Consider the following 17,184-nt stretch of genomic DNA (forward strand, 5'->3'; position numbering starts at 1 on the left):
GCATATCGATTCGCTGCTGCAGGCACTGGGTGAGGACGGCGTTGGTCTTGGCTCCGATTTCGACGGCGCCATGATCCCGGCCGTCATCGGGGATGTCGCCGGCCTGCCGAAGCTGATCGATGCATTGGCGGCACGCGGTTTCGGCCGCGCACTGATCGAAAAAATCGCCTATCGCAACTGGCTCAATATGCTCGAGAAAACGATAGGTTAGAGACAGCCTGCGGCATGGCGCGTGCGGCCCGCCGGCATATGTCGACAAGGACATACTTCCTCGGTGGAAGCCGGATGCGATTGGGTGGATAGCCGGCAATGCTGAAGACCTCCACGGATGAGGGCGGCGAATTCGAGCGAACCGATGTCGTCATCGTAGGTGCGGGTTTCACAGGCCTGTCGGTGGCGCTCGAGATGAAGAAGGCCGGCATCGATTTCATTCTGCTCGAAGCACGCGACCGGGTCGGCGGACGCGTCGAGTCCCGACTGAACGGACTTGGCGAACGGATCGATAGTGGCGGCCAGTTCCTGTGCGAGGACATGCCGGAATTGATGGCGCTGATCGAGGCGCGCGGCAAGACGCTGGTTGAAACCTATGTCGATGGCGATTTCATCACCCAGCCGACGATGTCCGTACAACGAGCAGAGCGGATCTATGACGCGGCAATGGCAATCCGCGAGCGCATGAACGGGGTCGATCCGGACGACGTCTCGATTGCCGGACTGACCGTTGCCGACTGGCTTGCCCGCCAGCGCGATTCGGCCGAGGCCAGGGCCGTGTTCCGTTCGATGATCGAAGGTCTCTGGTGCATGGCGCTGGATCAGATTCCTCTCTGGTATCTGATCGACAATGACCGACGCGTCACCAACGAGGTGCCGGAGCTGCAATATTTCGTGCGCGAAACCATGCATTCACTGGCCGACGATCTGGCCCGCGACCTTGGCGATCGGTTGCGGCTCAGCGAGCCGGTCACGCGCATCGAGCACAGTTCGCAAGGTGTTCTTGTCGTTTCGGCCGGGGGTGCCATCGAGGCGCACGCGGTCCTGGTTGCCGTCCCGCCAGCGACGGTGACGGAGCTCGCCTTTGCCCCCGCCTTGCCTGCTGGACTGGGGCGGGCGCTCGGCGCCTGGAAAAGCGGCGCGGCTATCAAGATCCTGGTGCGCTATGCCAAACCGTTTTGGCGCGGACGGGATTTGAACGGCATGGTGATGTGGCTCGATCCGCCGGGGCTGTTTGCCTGCGACGCCGGCAAGGATGCGGAGCATGCCGCGCTCGTCGTGTTCGTCGGCGGGTCGCTCGCGCTGCGCTGGCGTGACCTCGGCGAGGCGGAACTGCGTGCGGAGGTGACCGGCCGGTTGGAGGTAGCCCTTGGTCCGAGTGCCGGCGACGTCATCGATTTCAGTTTGCGTGACTGGGTAGGCGATCGCTGGAGCGGCGGCGCGTACAGCGATCTTGTTGTCGATGTTAGAGCGAGAGATGCCGAGCGAACGATCCTTGCCGGCGCACCGCCGGTGTATCTCGCCTGTTCTGAACTCTCGCCGTCGTTTCCGGGGTATGTCGAGGGCGCCATCATTGCCGGGCGTATCGCCGCGCACAAGATCATTGCCGAACTTCAAGCTCCGGTCTGAGCCTGGTCTTTTCGAAAAACTGTTTGGCAAGATCGGGTCAGGTTGCGCCTCGAGCCCGAGCGCCGTCGAAGCTATGCCCGATTTTGCCCGACTTCGCCCGAATGCTGTTTCGAATTGGTTACAGTGCCAGTCCTTCGCCACCCCATCGCCGTTACAAAGTGCGGATAAGTTCATTTCACCGCCAAAAGAAACTCAGCGAAGGGGAAGGCAATGCATGCGAAAATCCAGACGATCCGTGGCGAGAGCCGCCTTCAGGCTCCAGAGCGCAATGACCGCCGTCCGAAACTGGCGCTGCGCCAGCGGGCCAGCGACCACCCCATGGCGATGTTCATGGTGCTGGCTGCTTGCGCCTTCGTCGTGGCATGGGGTTCGCGCCGACAATCGGGCCGGCCTTCGCTTCGTTGAATCCGCCGTCCAATCTCATCGACGGGGCGCAGACGACGACCAGGACCGCGCGTCTGCCGGTACCGGTGACCGACTTCGCCTGCAAGGGCCAGACCTGGGGTGCCGAGAGTATCGACTGCCTGCGCGCAATCGCCGAACAGTCCGGAACACACAAGAGCCGCGCCATCCGCATGATCGCCACTGCCGCACCGTTGGCCGACACGCCGAATATTTTCTGATTTTATCGTAGCCTGATCCGAAACCGTTCCCGTTTTGGGATCATGTTCTGGACTCCCCGAGCGCTCCCTCCAGCGCGCTCTTCTTCGGCCCCCGCCCCCCGGGGGCCTCTTTTTATTCTTTAAAGGCCGCCTGTTCGGCAATGGCGGACAGCACACTGCGCACATCAAGCGTGCTGAACGGCTTTTCCAGGATCTGCGGCCGCTGCTGTGCCGGCAGGGCCTCGATTTCGGCTTTCGCACCGATCAGGTCGCCTGTAACCAGCACGAAACGCCGCGCCAGGTCAGGCTTTTCGGCGAGCAGCTCGCGATAGATCGATATGCCGCTGACGCCGGGCATGCGCAGGTCCGAAAAGACGATGTCCGGCGGCATGTGGCCGCTCAAAGTGGCGGCGGCCGATTCCCAGACAGGAACGATCCGCGACTTGATGCCCATCAGTTCGAGTATGTCGGAGAGCGAGCCGGCGACATCCGGCTCGTCGTCGATGATCAAGGCATGGCGCAGGCCGCTCGATCGCGGCTGGTTGTCGCCGGCGGTGGCGAGGCCGGCCACGATGGCCGGCAGCTGGACGACGAAACGCGCGCCTCTCGGGAGCACTTCCTCGAACCAGACATTGCCATTGTGCCGCTCGATGATCGATTTCGAGATCGACAGGCCGATGCCGGTGCCGACGCCGACCGGCTTGGTGGTGAAATAGGATTCGAAGATGCGGCCGCGGATCGCTTCCGGCACGCCGGGCCCATTGTCCTCGACCGAGAAGCAGGGATGACCGCGGTCGCTGCGGAACGTCCGCACCTTGATCAGCCGGTCACCGGCAATGCCAGCCAAGGCGTGCTGGCTGTTGATGAGGAAGTTGGCCGCTACCTGCGTTACATGATCGGCGTCGGCCATGGCCAGCAGCGGGCCGGCGGCGAAATCGGTGTCGATGACGATGCCGCTTGAGCGCGCGCCATAGGCGGTCACTTCGAGTGCCGACCGGATCACCTGGTTCAGGTCGGTCTCGGCCTGTGCCGCGGGATGGAGGCGGACCATCGACAGGAAGCTCTTGACGATGCGGCCGCAGCGCTCGGCCGCAGCGCGGACTTTCTCGGCGCGCACCTTGGTCTGCGGATCGGAAGCGAATTCGTGCAGCAGCGTCGATTGCGCCACAACCACGGCCAGGGGATTGTTGAGCTCGTGCGATACGCCGGCCAGCAACGAACCCATCGCCGCCATCTTCTCGTTCTGGTGCAGCTTCTCGCGCTGCCGGCCGATTTCCTCCTCCGCACGCAATTTGTCGCGTAGGTCGCGGATGGAGCCGAAGATCAGGCGGCGGTCGGCGACCCGCATCTCGGTCGCCGTCAGCTCGATCGGGAACACTTCGCCGGCGGCATTCTGGGTCACCGTCTCGAGCCTTTGGCCGACCATCGGCGCGCCGCGGCCGGACATGTATTCGGCCCCCGAAGCATAGCCCTTGCGGTAATAGATCGGCACGATCGTATCGAGCAGATCCTTGCCGAGAATGTCGCTGCGCTGGAAGCCGAACATCTTCTCGGCGGCCGGATTGAATTCGATGATCGAGCCGGTCTCGTCGATGACGACGATGGCATCGAGCGAGGCCTGCAGCATAGTGCGGCGAATGACCTCGCTGGCATGGGCGTCGGAGGGCGAGCGCTCGATGGCGTCGCCGATAGCCAGGGCGATGATGTGCAGCGTCGCCTCTTCCTCGTCGGTCCATGCACGCTCGCTGACGCAGTCATTGACCGCCAGCGTGCCCCAGAGATGGCCATGCGCGAAGACCGAGACCGAGAGGAACGACTTGATGTTCTGCTTCTCGAAATCGGTCCTCAGGAAGCCTTCGAGGTCGCGCGTATGGCCGGCGAAGATCTTGCCCTGCCTCTCGTCCTCGGCAAGCCGCTCCAGCAGGGGGTCGGAATTGACGATCGATTGCATGATGACGGTTGGCGACGCCAGCTCGCCGCCGAAAAGAGGGTCGATCCAATAGGCGGCGACGGATTGGGCGAAGCCCTGGCCTGGCAGTTCGCGCAAGCGAAACAGGATGCCGCGCTGGCAATCCATGGCCCGGCAGAGCGTTTCCAGTATGCCGTCCATCTCGCGCTGCCAGTCGCCGGCCTCGCGCAGCCGGCGAACGACGCGCACGGCCGCCATCGCCGCGCCCTGCCTGAACCCTTGCATATCGGTGCTTGCTGCTTCAGCGATCATCTTGTGCTGTCATTCCGGAGTCGCGCCAATTCGGAGTCGTGCCAATTCCGGCTGGCGAGCAGCCGAATCCTTCTGGCCCGGTGCTCAGTTGCCGTCGCCGGTCGGCAGCGAGAAGATATAGCCCTCGCCGCGCACCGTGCGCAGGAATTTCGGATTGGCGGGATCGGCCTCGATCTTTTTGCGCAGCCGCATGATGCGGATGTCGACCGCGCGCGACGATTCCGGATCTTCGGTGAAACCGATCGCCTCGGAGATAGCGGCGCGGGTCAGCAGCCGGTTGGCGCGGGTGAGGAAAATCTCCAGCACGTCGAACTCACTCTTGGCCATGTCGATCACCGCGCCATTGGCACCGGTGACCAGCCTGCCGTCGAGATCGGCCTGAAAGGGCCCGAACGCAACGGAACGGCGATCCGTCCCGGCCTTCTTGTCCTGGAGCTCCTTCGGCTGGGGAACGCGGCGCAACACGCTGCGCACCCTGGCCAGCACTTCGCGCAATTCGTAGGGCTTGACGATGTAGTCGTCGGCACCGAGTTCCAGCCCGACGATGCGGTCGAGCGCGGTGCCGGCCGCGGTCGCATAGATGATGCCGATCGGCAGTTTCGAACGCAGCCAGCGGCCGAGCGAGAGGCCGTCCTCGCCGGGCATGGCGATGTCGAGAATGGCGAGATGAAACGATTGCGTTTCAACGAGGCTGCGCGCGGCGGCAGCACTTTCGGCGGTGACCACTTCATAGCCCGCGGCTTCGAGGTATTCGGCAACCGCATCCCTTAAATCGGGCTCGTCCTCGACGATAACAATTCTTGCCCGCACGATGCTTTCGCTCCCACTTTCAGTGGAAAGTAGATTGGGTATAAACATCATGTCCAGCACTCATATCCGGGTTGCCAGGGAACGGTTGGAAAATATGGCCGCACGATCCGTTATTGCGCTTGTTTCGGTAGCCGAAGTGGTGGCGACCGAACTCGCCGACCATCTCGAGCGGCGCGGCCACGACGTGCATCAGGCGCGCCAGCCCTGGGAGGCCGAATCGCTGCTGTCGGGAAAGGGCATCGACGTCGTCGTCGTCGGCGACAGCCTCAGCCAGGCGGAGGGGCGCGACCTGCTCAGACGTTATGGCGGCCAAGGAGGAGGCGGCGAGGGCGGGCCGGATTTCATCCTGATCTGCCGGCCGGCCGATCTTGTCGACAAGGTGCTGGCGCTGGAGCTTGGTGCGGCCGACGTCGTCGAGAGCCCGCTCAATGTCCGTGAACTGGCCGCTCGTGTCGGCGGCCTTCTTTCGCGCCGCGGCAGGGGCACCCAGGAACTGATCGTGCTGGAGAACGCGACCGTCGATCTGAGATCGGCCATGGTCATGCATCGCTCCGGCTCCGAGGAACAGCTTTCGCCCGGTCAGGTGGCGCTGCTCAGGTTGTTCCTGGCCAGTCCGCGCAAGGTGCTGACGCGCGATGATATCATCGCCGCGGCACCGGCCGAAAACGCCGACGCCTTCGATCGGTCGATCGATTCGCGCATCGTGCGGCTGCGCCGCAAGCTCGACACCGACACCATCACCACAATACGTGGCGCCGGCTACCGGTTCGATCCGCCGCGGCAATTCGCCGACTGACCGCCGGGTACTGGCGCAATCCCTTTTGTAGGGCATCGGATTTTCCATCTCTGGGCCCGATGCTCTTGACGCTCAGCGTACCAGCAGAAGCGATGGCCCCACCGGCATGTCACTGCCCATGGTGAGTTCGCTTGCATGGGCGCGGTCCCTGAGGAGCACGGTAGCAAGACCGGCAAAGCCGAGCAGGCCCTGGGCGTAAAGCAGTGCGGACAGCACCGAAGCAGCGAATTTCGTTTTCATCGTCGCAGTTCCCCAAATGCCAATTATTCAAAAATGAACCTGTTGCGGGCCGCTTCAGGATACCCCCGAAGTGCCCGCGCCGCCCACGGAGCCCCCCGTCGCGGCGCGGGCCTTCGGTCCTCTCGGCAGCAAGTTGCCGGAGGCGCCGCGCAAACCCGTCAGCCTAAGGCCGACCCGCCAGAGGGCCTTTAGCCGGGCGATGCGCAGGCTGGAAACAATCCAGACCGTGGCGAAAAACAGTGCGGCATGCAGCGTCGAAATCTCGCCTGATGTCATCGCGCCGAGGCTTGTCAGCGGGGTGCCGGCAACCGTGCCGACGCCGCCGATGACCGTTGCCGCGATGCTGATCCTGAGAAGCCAGGACAGCGCGTTCGATTTCGTTCCCATGTTCGTTTCCGGCTGTTTTCGTTGCGTCAACTTTGCCCGCACCCCGTATCCGGATCATGCCGCTCGGAGCCGCGCTTTGTTGCAGGTTGGTTTCGATGTCGACGACTGTTCTTTCACATGATGCAATTCGCACTTTCGTTTGGAGGCGGATACTCATGTTCCCGCCGCTGGTCTTTGCTGGCGGGGCCTGCCGAGCGTGTCCAACCCCATCTATAAGAGGGACGTTTGTTAACCGGTGGAAACAGATTCGAAACAGAAGCGAGCATTTTGCGAAATCTTCTCGAAACATGACGTTGGGATAAGCGGCCATCGAAATTGGAGCCGGACCAACCGGCAGAGAGAGGGAACTTCATCATGCATACCGCCATTTCCGCCAAACTTATCAACATCACCGCCGCTGCCTTGACTGGTGCAGCACTGCTGCTCGGCGCCGGCTCGGGTGCGGCGCACGCCGCCAACAAGATCGTGGCGCGCGTTTCGCTTTCGCAGCAGATCATGGAAGTCTCCGTCGACGGCCGGCCGACCTTCGCCTGGAAAGTCTCCACCGGCGACCGGGCCCATGTGACGCCGACCGGCTCGTTCAAGCCGACCCGCATGCATGAAATGTGGTATTCGAAGAAATACGACAACGCCCCGATGCCGCACTCAGTCTTCTTCAGCGGCGGCTATGCGGTGCACGCGACCTATGCGATCAAGCGCCTCGGCCAGCCGGCTTCGCATGGCTGCGTGCGGCTGCACCCCGACAACGCCGCCGATTTCTACCAGCTCGTCGAAACCTTCGGGGCGACCAACACCAGCATCGTCATCGTCAAGTAGCAGGCTGTGACCGACGGCGTGTCAGCATGCTGCCGCGCCGTTCAAGGCTCCCGCCGGAAAACGCTGCGGTATCGAGCACGGCTCGAACCGAGGTATTGCGTACAGCTCAAACCGGCGGTATCGAGCCCAGCCAAAAAGAAAAGAGGCCGGAAAGTTTCCGGCCTCTTTTTCTTTTGCATTTGTCCTGCGCATTTCCGGGCAGGAAGCCCCACCCTAGCTCGGCAGTGCCGGCATCAGCTTGGGATCCGGCTTCTCCGCCAAATGAGGCAGGTCCTTGCTGGCGATGAAGGTGTAGAACATGGGCACGACGAAGAGCGTGAACAGGGTTCCGACCAGGATGCCGGTGAAGATGACCAGGCCCATCGAATAGCGGGCCGCGGCACCAGCGCCGCTGGACGTGATCAGCGGCACCACGCCGAGCGCCATCGCCGCCGTCGTCATCAGGATCGGCCGCAGGCGCACCTTGGCCGAGGCGATGATGGCGTCGCGACGTCGCATGCCATGCTTTTCACGCTGCTGGTTGGCGAACTCGACCAGCAGGATGCCGTGCTTGGTGATCAGACCGATCAGTGTGATCAGGCCGACCTGCGTGTAGATGTTGAGCGTGCCGAGGCCCAGATTGAGCGGCACGATCGCGCCGAAGATCGACAGCGGCACCGCCATCATGATGATCAGGGGGTCGCGAAAGCTTTCAAACTGCGCCGCCAGCACCAGATAGATGACGACAACGGCCGCCGCGAAAGCGATCAGGATGGTGTTGCCCTGTTCCTTTTCCTGCCGCGATTGACCGGAATAGTCGAGGAAGAAGGTGTCGGGCAGGCTCTCCTTGGCGATGTCCTCCAGCGCCTTCAGCCCGTCGCCGGTGGTGACGCCGGGCAGCGGGAGCGCCGAAATCGTCGACGAATTCAGTTGGTTGAACTGCTCGATTGCCGCCGGCGCCGCATTGTTCGAAATCTTGACCACCGCCGAGAGCGGCACCATCTCGCCCGTCACGCTGCGTACGAAGTATTCGCCGAGCTTATCGGGGTTGTCGCGAAACTCCTGCGGCACCTGCGGGATGATGTCGTAGCTGTTGGAGTCACGGTCGAACTGCGCCACCTCGGCGCCGCCGACCAGCAAGGTCAGCGTGCGGCCGATATCGGCGATCGGCAGGTTCAACGCCGCGGCGCGATCACGGTCGATGGTCACCGTCACCTCTGGTGCGTCATAAGCCATCGAATTCTGCACGACGATGAAGCGGCCGGAGGCTTGCGCCTTGTTCTTGATCTGCTCGGCCACCTCGTACACTTCCGAGGAAGCGCCGGTCGATCGCACCACCATGGAAATGGGCAGGCCGCCACCAGAGCCGGGCAGCGTCGGCGGCGCGAAGACGAAGGCCTCGACGCCGGCCACTTTGGCGATACGGGCCGTGATGTCGGCCTGTAGTTCCTTCGAATTGCGCTTGCGTTCCGCCCAATCCTTGAAGGCATAGCCGACGAAGGCGCTGTTTGTCGTGCCGCCGAAGGCGACGGCCGAGAACTGCGCCCGTGTTTCGGGAATATCCTTCACCAGGCCGAGGATCTGGTTGACGTATGTCTCGGTGTAATCGGAGGTCGCATAACGCGGCCCTGTCACAATCGAGAGCAGAAAGCCCTGGTCCTCTTCCGGCGCCAGTTCGCTCGAGGTCTTGGTGAACATGAAGCCGGTGACGCCGACAAGCGCAAGCACGATGATCAGCGTCAATGGGCGATAATTGAGCGACCCGGTGACGGCGCGTTCATAGACATGCTCGACGCGCGCGAAGGCGCCGTCGACAATGCGCTGGAAACGGCCCGGCGTGCCGGACTTCAGGAGGCGTGCCGACATCATCGGGGTGATGGTGATGGCGATGACGCCCGACAGCACCACTGAGCCGGCGAGCGTGACTGCGAATTCACGGAACAATGCGCCGGTCAGGCCGCCGGTGAAGGCCAGCGGCGCGAACACGGCGGCCAGTGTCATGGTCATGGCAATGATGGCCGACGATATTTCGCGCATACCGCTGAACGCGGCCTGCATCGGCGACATGTGGTCTTCTTCCATATGGCGATGGATGTTCTCCACCACCACGATGGCGTCGTCGACGACCAGGCCGATCGCCAGCACCATGGCCAGCAGCGACAGCAGGTTGATCGAATAGCCCACCGCAAACAAAAGGAAACAGACGCCGATCAGCGACAACGGGATGGTGATGATCGGCATCATCACCGACCGGAAGGAGCCAAGGAACAGAAGGATGACGACGATGACGATGGCAACCGCCTCGGCGATGGTCTTGAACACCTCTTCGATCGAAGCGCTGATCTGCCCGGTCGCGTCGTAGACGACCTCGATCGTCATGCCTTTCGGCAGCGTCTCCTGAATCTGCGGCACCAGCTTGGTGAGCGCAGCCGCCGTGGTCAGCGGATTGGCCGCCGGCGTCGGGAAGATGGCGAGGAAGGTGCCGGGTTTGCCGTTGAACGAGACCCGGGTGTCGGTGTTCTCGGCCGCGAGTTCGACGCGAGCCACGTCGCGCAACCGCACCACATTGCCGTCAGTCGAGCGCAGCGGCAGCTCGGCGAATGCCTCCGGCGTCTGCAATGTCGAGCGCACGGTGATCGAGGAAACGACATACTCGTTCTGGGTGTTGCCGGGCGCCGACAGGAAGTTGGAATTGTTGATCGCCGTCAGCAGTTCGGAGGCCGTCACGCCGCGCGCGGCAAGCTTGACCGGATCGATCCAGACGCGCATCGAGTATTCCTGGGCGCCGAAGATCTGCACGTCGGCGACGCCTTCGACCGTCGACATGCGCGGCCTGATGACGCGCTCGATATACTCGGTCAGCTGCTCCTTCGTCATGTTCGGGTTCTGCATCGAGATGTACATCATCGCGAACTGCTGGCCGGTGCCCTTGACGATGACAGGGTCCTTCGATGCGTCCGGCAAGGTGCCGCGCACGCCCTGGACCTTGGACAGGACTTCGGTCAGCGCGACGTCGGGGTTCGAGCCGAGCTTCATCTGCACGGTCACGGTGCTGGAGGACGGGCGGCTGGACGAGGTGACGTAGTCGATGTTTTCGGTCGAGGCGACGGCGCGGGCGATCGGGGCGGAAATGAAGCCCTGGATCAGATCGGCGCTGGCGCCTGGATAGGCCGTCGTGATGGTGATCGCGGTTTCGTCGACCTTCGGATACTGCCGGATCGACAGGTTGAAGATGCCCTGGAAACCCAGGAGCAGGATCATGCAGGCAAGGACCGTCGAAAGAACAGGCCGGCGAATGAAGAGATCTGAAAAGCTCATTGCTGTTCGGCCTGCTTGTTCGCCGATTTGGTCGGGTCGATGGTGTTGTCCACAACGACGGACATGCCGTTGAAGAGGCGGTTCTGGCCGGCGGTGACGACCTCGTCGCCGGCCTTCAGCCCCTCGACGATCTCGACCATGCCTTGATTGCGGCGGCCGGGCTTGACGAACACCTGCGACAGCACGAGCGCGGGCTTGTCACCTTCCGCCGCCGGCTTGGCCGGATCGGCAGCCTTGTCGGTTGGTTTTGCCGCATCGGCGGCAGGCTTGGCTGCATCAGCCCCCGGCTTCATGGCATCGGCCGGCTTGGTGTCCGCAGGCTTGGCTTCCGCCGATTTGTCGGCTGACGGCGCGGCGGGTTTTTCCTCCGGCTTGGCTGGGGCCGCCTCGGCAGGCTTGGCCGGCTGCACCACGAAGATGTAGTCGCCATAGAGGCTTGTCGTCAGCGCCGTCTGCGGCAGGGTCAGCACGTTCTGCTCTTCGGGCAACTCGACACGCACCTGCACGAACTGGCCGGGGGTCAGCTTGCCATCGGGATTGGCGACTTCCGCCCGGATGTTCACCAGCCGGCTGGACGAGTCGATCTTCGGGTCGATGCCGCGAATGGCGCCTGCGAATGGCCTGTCCTCACCGCCAAGGCCCAATCGAATCGTCTGGCCGATCTTGAGCAAGGCGAGTTGCTGTTCGGGAACCGAGAAATCGACCCGCATCGTGTCGAGGTCCTGCAATGTCACCACGGCGGTGCCGGGCGCCAGATACTGGCCGATATCGATTTTCGGAATGCCCACCGTGCCGCCGAAAGGCGCCGTCAGCTGCTTCTGCTCGAGTACGGCCTGCAGCTTGGTGACCTGAGATGCCGAGGCCGAGGCCGCCGCACGCGCCGTGTCCAGCGTCGAGTCGGAGCCGACGCCACGCCTGGTCAGTTCAATGGCGCGGGCCAGCGAGGTCTGGTCGAGCGCGGCCTGCGCTTTCTGTGCGTCGAGGTCGGCGCGCTCGACGGCGTCATCGAGCTGCAGCAGAACCGCATTGTCGGCCACCTTCTGGTTGGCATGGAAAAGGATGTCCTTGACGATCCCGGTGGTCTCGACCGTCAGGTCGACACCACGCACAGCCCTGACCGTACCGATCGCCTCGACGCCTGGCGTCCAGGCCGAAGGCTTGGCGATGGTCGTCGAAACGGTTGCCGCCGGCGGCTTCATCGATGCGAAGTACTGCTTGATGCCGTTGTCGCGCAGGAAGTTGAAGCCGACGATGCCGCCGACCACAACGACGAGCAGAGCCAGAACCAGAACAATGATAAAGATACGGAGTATGCGCTTGAACAAGGAAGTCCCCTCAGTCGAAATCCGGCGCGAAGCGCGGATATCGGGACACATATCGACTGCGGGTCCCGATTTCAAATAATGGCGGTCTTCCTGTACCGTCTGGACGGTCTTGTCAATTGGGCCTAAGCTTGCGATGGGAGGCCCCATGAGAGCCCAAAGACCGAATTCGCGCGAGAAGATTCTCGCCGCGGCGGCTGATGTTGCCCGGGAATCCGGACCAGGCAGCCTGTCGCTGGATGCCGTAGCCAGCCGTGCCGGCGTGTCCAAGGGAGGGCTCCTCTACAATTTCCCGACCAAGGCCAAATTGATGCAAGGTTTGGTCGAAGGCTATCTGCGTGAGTTCGAGCACGCACTGGAAGCCGCCCGCACAAATGACAAGGACGAAAATCTCCTGGCTGTCTACATCAGGCTGTCAGCCAATGATTGCGAGGAAAAGCAGCCGTCGGCGTCCTGGATTTTCTCGGCCATCGCCGAGGATCCCGATTTCATGATGCCGATAAAGACCTTCAAGAGGCAGCTTTTCGAGCGGCTGAAAGGTGAGACGCCGGATCTCAAATCGCTGTTGATCTGCTATCTCGCCATCGAGGGATTGCGCAGCATGAACCTCTTCGATTCGGATGTCCTGTCGAAAGATGAGCGAGAGCTTCTGGTATCGTCCCTGCTCGAGATCGCCAAATAGGCGTCGCCCACCCTATGTCTGGACCCCGCTGGTCGAAAGGCAGATTCCCGACACCATGAAGGCGCGCGGCATGACCGAGGAACAGGTCAAGCACGATGTGCTGCTCGCAGCCCAGCCGACCAAGGAATTCGTCACCGTCGATGAGCTTGCTGCGTTGACGCTGTTCCTGTGTTCGGACGCAGCCAGGCAGATCACCGGCACGACCTTGCAGATGGACGGCGGCTGGACGGCACAGTAGAGGGTAATCCAAGCGTTCCGTTTGCCGGCTGGTGCCGCTGGGCGCTAGCAGAAAAGCACCCGCCTATGCCGTGGTCTTGATCGATGCGGATGGCGTGGTCGTGCATTTCCATGATTTTCCGATCGACGCGGCGGGTTGCCCGTGGCGGCTTCGCGGAACACTGAGCAGGACTTCCCGCGAGGGCCAAGATGCCGCCAGTCGCATGCGCCTGCCTATTGCACGGCAGCGCAACAGGCTGCGCCTTTGCTGAGCTGAACGATTCCAACCGATGCCCATCCGCGCACTGACGGCGACTGCGCTGCATCAGTTTTCCAGCCTCTTTTTCGTCCCGCTGGACTGTGGTGAAAGTGCCCAAAAAGCACAAGAATCTGGACATTAGTCTTGACAGAAATACAGATGTTCAATACCCGTCAGGCAATCGAACAAGCCTGCATTATGGGAGGAACGAGCGGTATGGCTTCCAATGTTTCGTTGACGGGCCTTGCCCGCGATCTCGAGGAACGCGCCAAGTCGGGCAAGCCTATCCGCATCGGCCTGATCGGCTCGGGCGAGATGGGAACCGACATCGTCACTCGTGTCGCTCATATGTCAGGCATCGAGATCGGCGCCATTTCCGAACTGAACCTGCCTGCCGCCAGCAAGGCCGTCGATATCGCCTTCCAGGAAACCGGGCATGCGCGCGAGGTGTCGAACGCGTCGGGGATGACGGCGGCGATGGAAGCCGGCAAGGTGGCGGTCACCAACGACGCCAGCCTTGTCATCAACAATGATCTGATCGACGTCGTCATCGACGCCACCGGGGTTCCCGCCGTTGGCGCTGAGATCGGGCTGCGCGCCATGGAACATGGCAAGCATCTGGTGATGATGAATGTCGAGGCCGATGTCACCATCGGCGCCTATCTGAAGAGCGAGGCCGACCGGCTTGGCGTCACCTATTCGCTGGGCGCTGGCGATGAGCCGTCCTCCTGCATGGAACTGATCGAGTTCGTTTCGGCCATGGGGCATCCGATCGTTGCCGCCGGCAAGGGCAAGAACAATCCGCTCAACATCGACGCCATTCCCCCAGACTATGAGGAGGAAGCCAAGCGCCGGCACATGAATGTGCGGATGCTGGTCGAATTCGTCGACGGCTCCAAGACCATGGTCGAGATGGCGGCGATCGCCAATGCCACCGGCCTGGTGCCAGACAAGGCCGGCATGCATGGGCCGGCGGCGACGCTTGGCGAACTGTCCAAGGTGCTGGTGCCGCAGAAGGATGGCGGCGTGCTGTCGAGGGTCGGCGTCGTCGACTATTCGATCGGCAAGGGTGTCGCGCCCGGCGTCTTCGTCGTTGCCGACATGTCGCATCCGCGCATCTCCGAGCGTATGGAAGATTTGAAGATGGGCAAAGGCCCGTATTTCACTTTCCATCGTCCCTATCACCTGACCTCGCTCGAAGTGCCGCTGACCTGTGCGCGCGTCGTGCTCTACGGCAAGGCCGACATGGTGCCGCTGGCCAAACCGGTGGCCGAAGTCGCCGCCGTGGCCAAGAAGGACATGCAGCCCGGCGAGAAGCTGGATGCGATCGGTGAATATTGCTACCGCGCCTGGATCATGACGACACCTGAGGCGCGCGCCGCCAAGGCCATTCCCTGCGGCTTGCTGCAGGGCGGCTCGGTCACCGCGCCGATCAAGAAGGGCGAGCTCATAACCTACGCGAATGCAGCGCCCGCGGCGGGCTCCAAGATCGCCGAACTGCGCGCCCGCCAGGACAAGCTCGTCTATGGGTCCGTGGGAGCGTGATCATGGCCACAGCCAGCAAAGCCGTCACTGACAGTCGCGCCAATCTGCCCTTCGTCTACCGCCAGTACAGCGCCGAGCAGCTCAAGCAGGTGCTCCACAAGATGTACCTGATCCGCCGCTTCGAAGAGGGCGCGGAGGAGTGCTACACGCGCGGCCTCATCCACGGCACCATGCATTTGTCGATCGGCCAGGAAGCCAGCGCCATGGGCATCTGCATGCCTCTTGCCGAGGATGACCAGATCACCTCGACGCATCGCGGTCATGGCCACTGCATTGCCAAGGGCGCCGAGGTCAAGCGCATGTTCGCCGAGTTCTTCGGCAAGACCACAGGCTATTGCAAGGGCCGTGGCGGCTCGATGCACATCGCCGATGTCGGCAAGGGCAATCTCGGCGCCAATGGCATCGTCGGCGGCGGCATCCCGATCGCCGTCGGGGCGGCATTGTCCTCCAAGATGATGAAGACCGGCAAGGTCGTGGTCTCGTTCTTCGGCGATGGCGCCAACAATGAAGGCGCTTTCCACGAGGCGCTCAACATGGCGGCGGTCTGGAAGCTGCCCGTCATTTTCGTCTGCGAGAACAATGGCTATGGCATGTCCACATCGACAGCCCGCTCGACCGCGGTCAAGAACATCGCCGAGCGCGCCGCCGCCTATTCGATGCCGGGCGTCATCGTCAACGGCAACATCTTCTCCGAGGTCGCCGAGGCGTCTCATCAGGCTATCGCCCGAGCCCGCGCCGGCGAGGGGCCGACGCTGATCGAGTCCAAGACCTACCGCCATCGCGGCCATTCCAAGAGCGACCGCAACCGCTATCGCACCAAGGAAGAGATCGAGGACTGGATGTCGAACCGCGATCCGATCATCCTGTTCGAAAGCGAGCTCAGGGAATTCGGCTTCATCGACGACAAGGGCATCGAGGCCATTCGCGATGCCGTGGCGCAAGAGATCGCCGAGGGCATCGAGTTCGCCAAGGCGAGCCCGTCGCCCGATATCAGCGAGACCGGAAATTACGTGTATACGGAGCAGGCGTGATGGACGCGATGGTGCGTGAACTGAGCTACGCCCAGGCGATCCAGGAAGCCATGGCGATCGCCATGGACATGGACGAACGCGTTTTCCTGATGGGCGAAGATATCGGTGTCTATGGCGGCGCCTTCCAGGTCACCGGCGACCTGGTCGAACGTTACGGCGCTGACCGCGTCATCGACACGCCGATTTCGGAATTGGGCGGCGCGGGCGTCGCGGTGGGCGCTGCCCTCACGGGCATGCGGCCGATCTTCGAGTTCCAGTTTTCCGACTTCGCCACGCTTGCCATGGAGCAGATCGTCAACCAGGCGGCCAAGATGCGCTTCATGTTGGGCGGCGAGGTTTCGGTTCCCGTGGTGATGCGCTTTCCCGCCGGTTCCGGCACCGGTGCGGCGGCTCAGCACAGCCAGAGCCTGGAAGCCTGGCTCGGCCATGTGCCGGGTCTGAAAGTCATCCAGCCGGCGACCCCCTATGATGCCAAGGGTATGCTGTTGGCGGCGGTCGCCGATCCCGATCCGGTCATGATCTTCGAGCACAAGCTGCTCTACAAGATGAAGGGACCGGTGCCCGAAGGCTATTACACCGTGCCGATCGGCAAGGCAGATATCCGCCGCGAGGGCCGCGACCTGACCATCGTCGCCACCTCGATCATGGTGCAGAAGGCGCTCGACGCGGCTGCCGCGCTGGAGAGCGAAGGCATCGACGTCGAAGTCGTCGATCTCCGCACCATCCGGCCGATGGACAAGCAGACCGTCATCGACAGTGTCAAGAAGACGTCGCGGCTGCTATGCGTCTACGAAGCGGTCAAGACGCTGGGCATCGGCGCCGAGGTCAGCGCCATGATCGCCGAGAGCGAAGCGTTCGATTATCTCGATGCGCCGATCGTGCGGCTGGGCGGCGCCGAAACGCCGATCCCCTATAATCCGGAGCTCGAGAAGGCGACGGTGCCGCAAATTCCCGACATCATCACCGCTGCGCGTGACCTCGTGAAAGGGGTTCGCTGAGAAATGCCGACCGAAGTCATTCTTCCCAAGGTCGACATGGACATGGCGACCGGACAGATCTCGCGTTGGTTCGCCGAGGAAGGCGCGCACGTCAAGAAGGGCGATGTGCTGTTCGAGATCGAGACCGACAAGGCGGCGATGGAAATCGACGCGCCGGCCAGCGGCGTGCTGCGCGATGTCAGCGGCAAGGAAGGTGTCGATATCGCGGTCGGCGCTGCCGTCGCGTGGATCTATGCCGACGGTGAAAGCTATGCGCCAAATTCCCCCCTCGAGGGGGAGATGTCGACGAAGTCGAGAGAGGGGGTTGCCTCAGGAGGCACCCCTGTACCGTCGAGCCCAGTC

The 17,184-nt window shown here is 62.7% G+C and carries 15 protein-coding genes and 2 pseudogenes; 11 read left to right on the top strand and 6 right to left on the bottom strand.

Annotated elements, in window-relative coordinates; all coding sequences use genetic code 11:
- The 3 genes and pseudogenes from EOC06_RS15515 to EOC06_RS45000 all read left to right on the top strand — a co-directional run.
- Positions 1–211, top strand: a 211-nt coding sequence (locus EOC06_RS15515) for a membrane dipeptidase (protein ID WP_206631194.1), incomplete at its 5' end; no start/stop codon positions are given.
- Between the two features lie 98 nt (positions 212–309).
- Entirely contained in the window at positions 310–1,620 is a 1,311-nt protein-coding gene (locus EOC06_RS15520; protein ID WP_128308191.1) for a flavin monoamine oxidase family protein, read from the top strand.
- A gap of 210 nt (positions 1,621–1,830) precedes the next feature.
- A pseudogene (locus EOC06_RS45000) lies at positions 1,831–2,243 on the top strand (hypothetical protein).
- A 112-nt stretch (positions 2,244–2,355) separates the two neighbouring features.
- On the opposite strand, the gene EOC06_RS15530 reads toward EOC06_RS45000, so the two are convergent.
- On the bottom strand, positions 2,356–4,443 hold the full coding sequence (locus EOC06_RS15530) for an ATP-binding protein (protein ID WP_164893022.1): 2,088 nt from the start codon (positions 4,441–4,443) through the stop codon (positions 2,356–2,358).
- 84 nt (positions 4,444–4,527) lie between these two features.
- On the bottom strand, positions 4,528–5,301 hold the full coding sequence (locus tag EOC06_RS15535; protein ID WP_206631195.1) for a response regulator: 774 nt from the start codon (positions 5,299–5,301) through the stop codon (positions 4,528–4,530).
- Positions 5,302–5,347: 46 nt separating this feature from the next.
- Between EOC06_RS15535 and EOC06_RS15540 the strand changes: the two genes are divergently transcribed.
- Entirely contained in the window at positions 5,348–6,049 is a 702-nt protein-coding gene (locus EOC06_RS15540) for a response regulator transcription factor (RefSeq protein ID WP_127271440.1), read from the top strand.
- 72 nt (positions 6,050–6,121) lie between these two features.
- Here the strand turns inward: EOC06_RS15540 and EOC06_RS15545 are convergent, their stop codons facing one another.
- Both EOC06_RS15545 and EOC06_RS15550 read right to left on the bottom strand, forming a co-directional pair.
- Positions 6,122–6,289 (bottom strand): hypothetical protein, encoded by a 168-nt coding sequence (locus tag EOC06_RS15545; protein ID WP_081738724.1) that lies wholly within the window; start codon positions 6,287–6,289, stop codon positions 6,122–6,124.
- 54 nt (positions 6,290–6,343) lie between these two features.
- Positions 6,344–6,676 carry a hypothetical protein gene (locus EOC06_RS15550; RefSeq protein WP_127330363.1) on the bottom strand — a complete coding sequence of 111 codons (333 nt, stop codon included), beginning with the start codon at positions 6,674–6,676 and terminating at the stop codon, positions 6,344–6,346.
- Between the two features lie 354 nt (positions 6,677–7,030).
- Here EOC06_RS15550 and EOC06_RS15555 point away from each other — a divergent pair, with 354 nt between their 5' ends.
- On the top strand, positions 7,031–7,492 hold the full coding sequence (locus EOC06_RS15555) for a L,D-transpeptidase (RefSeq protein ID WP_023811018.1): 462 nt from the start codon (positions 7,031–7,033) through the stop codon (positions 7,490–7,492).
- A gap of 213 nt (positions 7,493–7,705) precedes the next feature.
- Here the strand turns inward: EOC06_RS15555 and EOC06_RS15560 are convergent, their stop codons facing one another.
- Positions 7,706–10,789, bottom strand: coding sequence for an efflux RND transporter permease subunit (locus tag EOC06_RS15560; RefSeq protein ID WP_127272041.1), 3,084 nt, complete (start codon positions 10,787–10,789; stop codon positions 7,706–7,708).
- Complete coding sequence (locus EOC06_RS15565) at positions 10,786–12,114, bottom strand: efflux RND transporter periplasmic adaptor subunit (protein ID WP_127330361.1); 1,329 nt, start codon at positions 12,112–12,114, stop codon at positions 10,786–10,788. Before EOC06_RS15565 ends, EOC06_RS15560 begins: the two co-directional genes overlap by 4 nt.
- A 145-nt stretch (positions 12,115–12,259) precedes the next feature.
- On the opposite strand from EOC06_RS15565, the gene EOC06_RS15570 reads away from it, so the two are divergent.
- The 6 genes and pseudogenes from EOC06_RS15570 to EOC06_RS15600 all read left to right on the top strand — a co-directional run.
- Positions 12,260–12,793 carry a TetR/AcrR family transcriptional regulator gene (locus tag EOC06_RS15570; protein ID WP_127323062.1) on the top strand — a complete coding sequence of 178 codons (534 nt, stop codon included), beginning with the start codon at positions 12,260–12,262 and terminating at the stop codon, positions 12,791–12,793.
- A 13-nt stretch (positions 12,794–12,806) separates the two neighbouring features.
- Positions 12,807–13,031 (top strand): annotated as a pseudogene (locus tag EOC06_RS15575) (SDR family oxidoreductase); the annotation flags it as partial.
- A gap of 453 nt (positions 13,032–13,484) precedes the next feature.
- Positions 13,485–14,813, top strand: a complete 1,329-nt coding sequence (locus tag EOC06_RS15585; protein WP_127330359.1) for an NAD(P)H-dependent oxidoreductase — start codon at positions 13,485–13,487, stop codon at positions 14,811–14,813.
- A 2-nt stretch (positions 14,814–14,815) separates the two neighbouring features.
- Positions 14,816–15,844, top strand: coding sequence for a thiamine pyrophosphate-dependent dehydrogenase E1 component subunit alpha (locus EOC06_RS15590; RefSeq protein WP_127321726.1), 1,029 nt, complete (start codon positions 14,816–14,818; stop codon positions 15,842–15,844).
- Positions 15,844–16,842, top strand: coding sequence for an alpha-ketoacid dehydrogenase subunit beta (locus EOC06_RS15595; protein WP_127267172.1), 999 nt, complete (start codon positions 15,844–15,846; stop codon positions 16,840–16,842). Before EOC06_RS15590 ends, EOC06_RS15595 begins: the two co-directional genes overlap by 1 nt.
- A gap of 3 nt (positions 16,843–16,845) precedes the next feature.
- A partial coding sequence (locus EOC06_RS15600; RefSeq protein ID WP_164898597.1) for a biotin/lipoyl-containing protein occupies positions 16,846–17,184 on the top strand: 339 nt, incomplete at its 3' end.

The organism is Mesorhizobium sp. M7A.F.Ca.MR.362.00.0.0 (genome assembly GCF_004023175.1).
Taxonomy (GTDB): Bacteria; Pseudomonadota; Alphaproteobacteria; order Rhizobiales; family Rhizobiaceae; genus Mesorhizobium.

Coding starts and splice junctions, on each gene's coding strand:
- EOC06_RS15520 (WP_128308191.1), top strand. CDS start 310: ATGCTGAAGACCTCCACGGATGAGGGCGGCGAATTCGAGCGAACCGAT.
- EOC06_RS15530 (WP_164893022.1), bottom strand. CDS start 4,443: ATGATCGCTGAAGCAGCAAGCACCGATATGCAAGGGTTCAGGCAGGGC.
- EOC06_RS15535 (WP_206631195.1), bottom strand. CDS start 5,301: ATGTTTATACCCAATCTACTTTCCACTGAAAGTGGGAGCGAAAGCATC.
- EOC06_RS15540 (WP_127271440.1), top strand. CDS start 5,348: ATGGCCGCACGATCCGTTATTGCGCTTGTTTCGGTAGCCGAAGTGGTG.
- EOC06_RS15545 (WP_081738724.1), bottom strand. CDS start 6,289: ATGAAAACGAAATTCGCTGCTTCGGTGCTGTCCGCACTGCTTTACGCC.
- EOC06_RS15550 (WP_127330363.1), bottom strand. CDS start 6,676: ATGGGAACGAAATCGAACGCGCTGTCCTGGCTTCTCAGGATCAGCATC.
- EOC06_RS15555 (WP_023811018.1), top strand. CDS start 7,031: ATGCATACCGCCATTTCCGCCAAACTTATCAACATCACCGCCGCTGCC.
- EOC06_RS15560 (WP_127272041.1), bottom strand. CDS start 10,789: ATGAGCTTTTCAGATCTCTTCATTCGCCGGCCTGTTCTTTCGACGGTC.
- EOC06_RS15570 (WP_127323062.1), top strand. CDS start 12,260: ATGAGAGCCCAAAGACCGAATTCGCGCGAGAAGATTCTCGCCGCGGCG.
- EOC06_RS15585 (WP_127330359.1), top strand. CDS start 13,485: ATGGCTTCCAATGTTTCGTTGACGGGCCTTGCCCGCGATCTCGAGGAA.
- EOC06_RS15590 (WP_127321726.1), top strand. CDS start 14,816: ATGGCCACAGCCAGCAAAGCCGTCACTGACAGTCGCGCCAATCTGCCC.
- EOC06_RS15595 (WP_127267172.1), top strand. CDS start 15,844: ATGGACGCGATGGTGCGTGAACTGAGCTACGCCCAGGCGATCCAGGAA.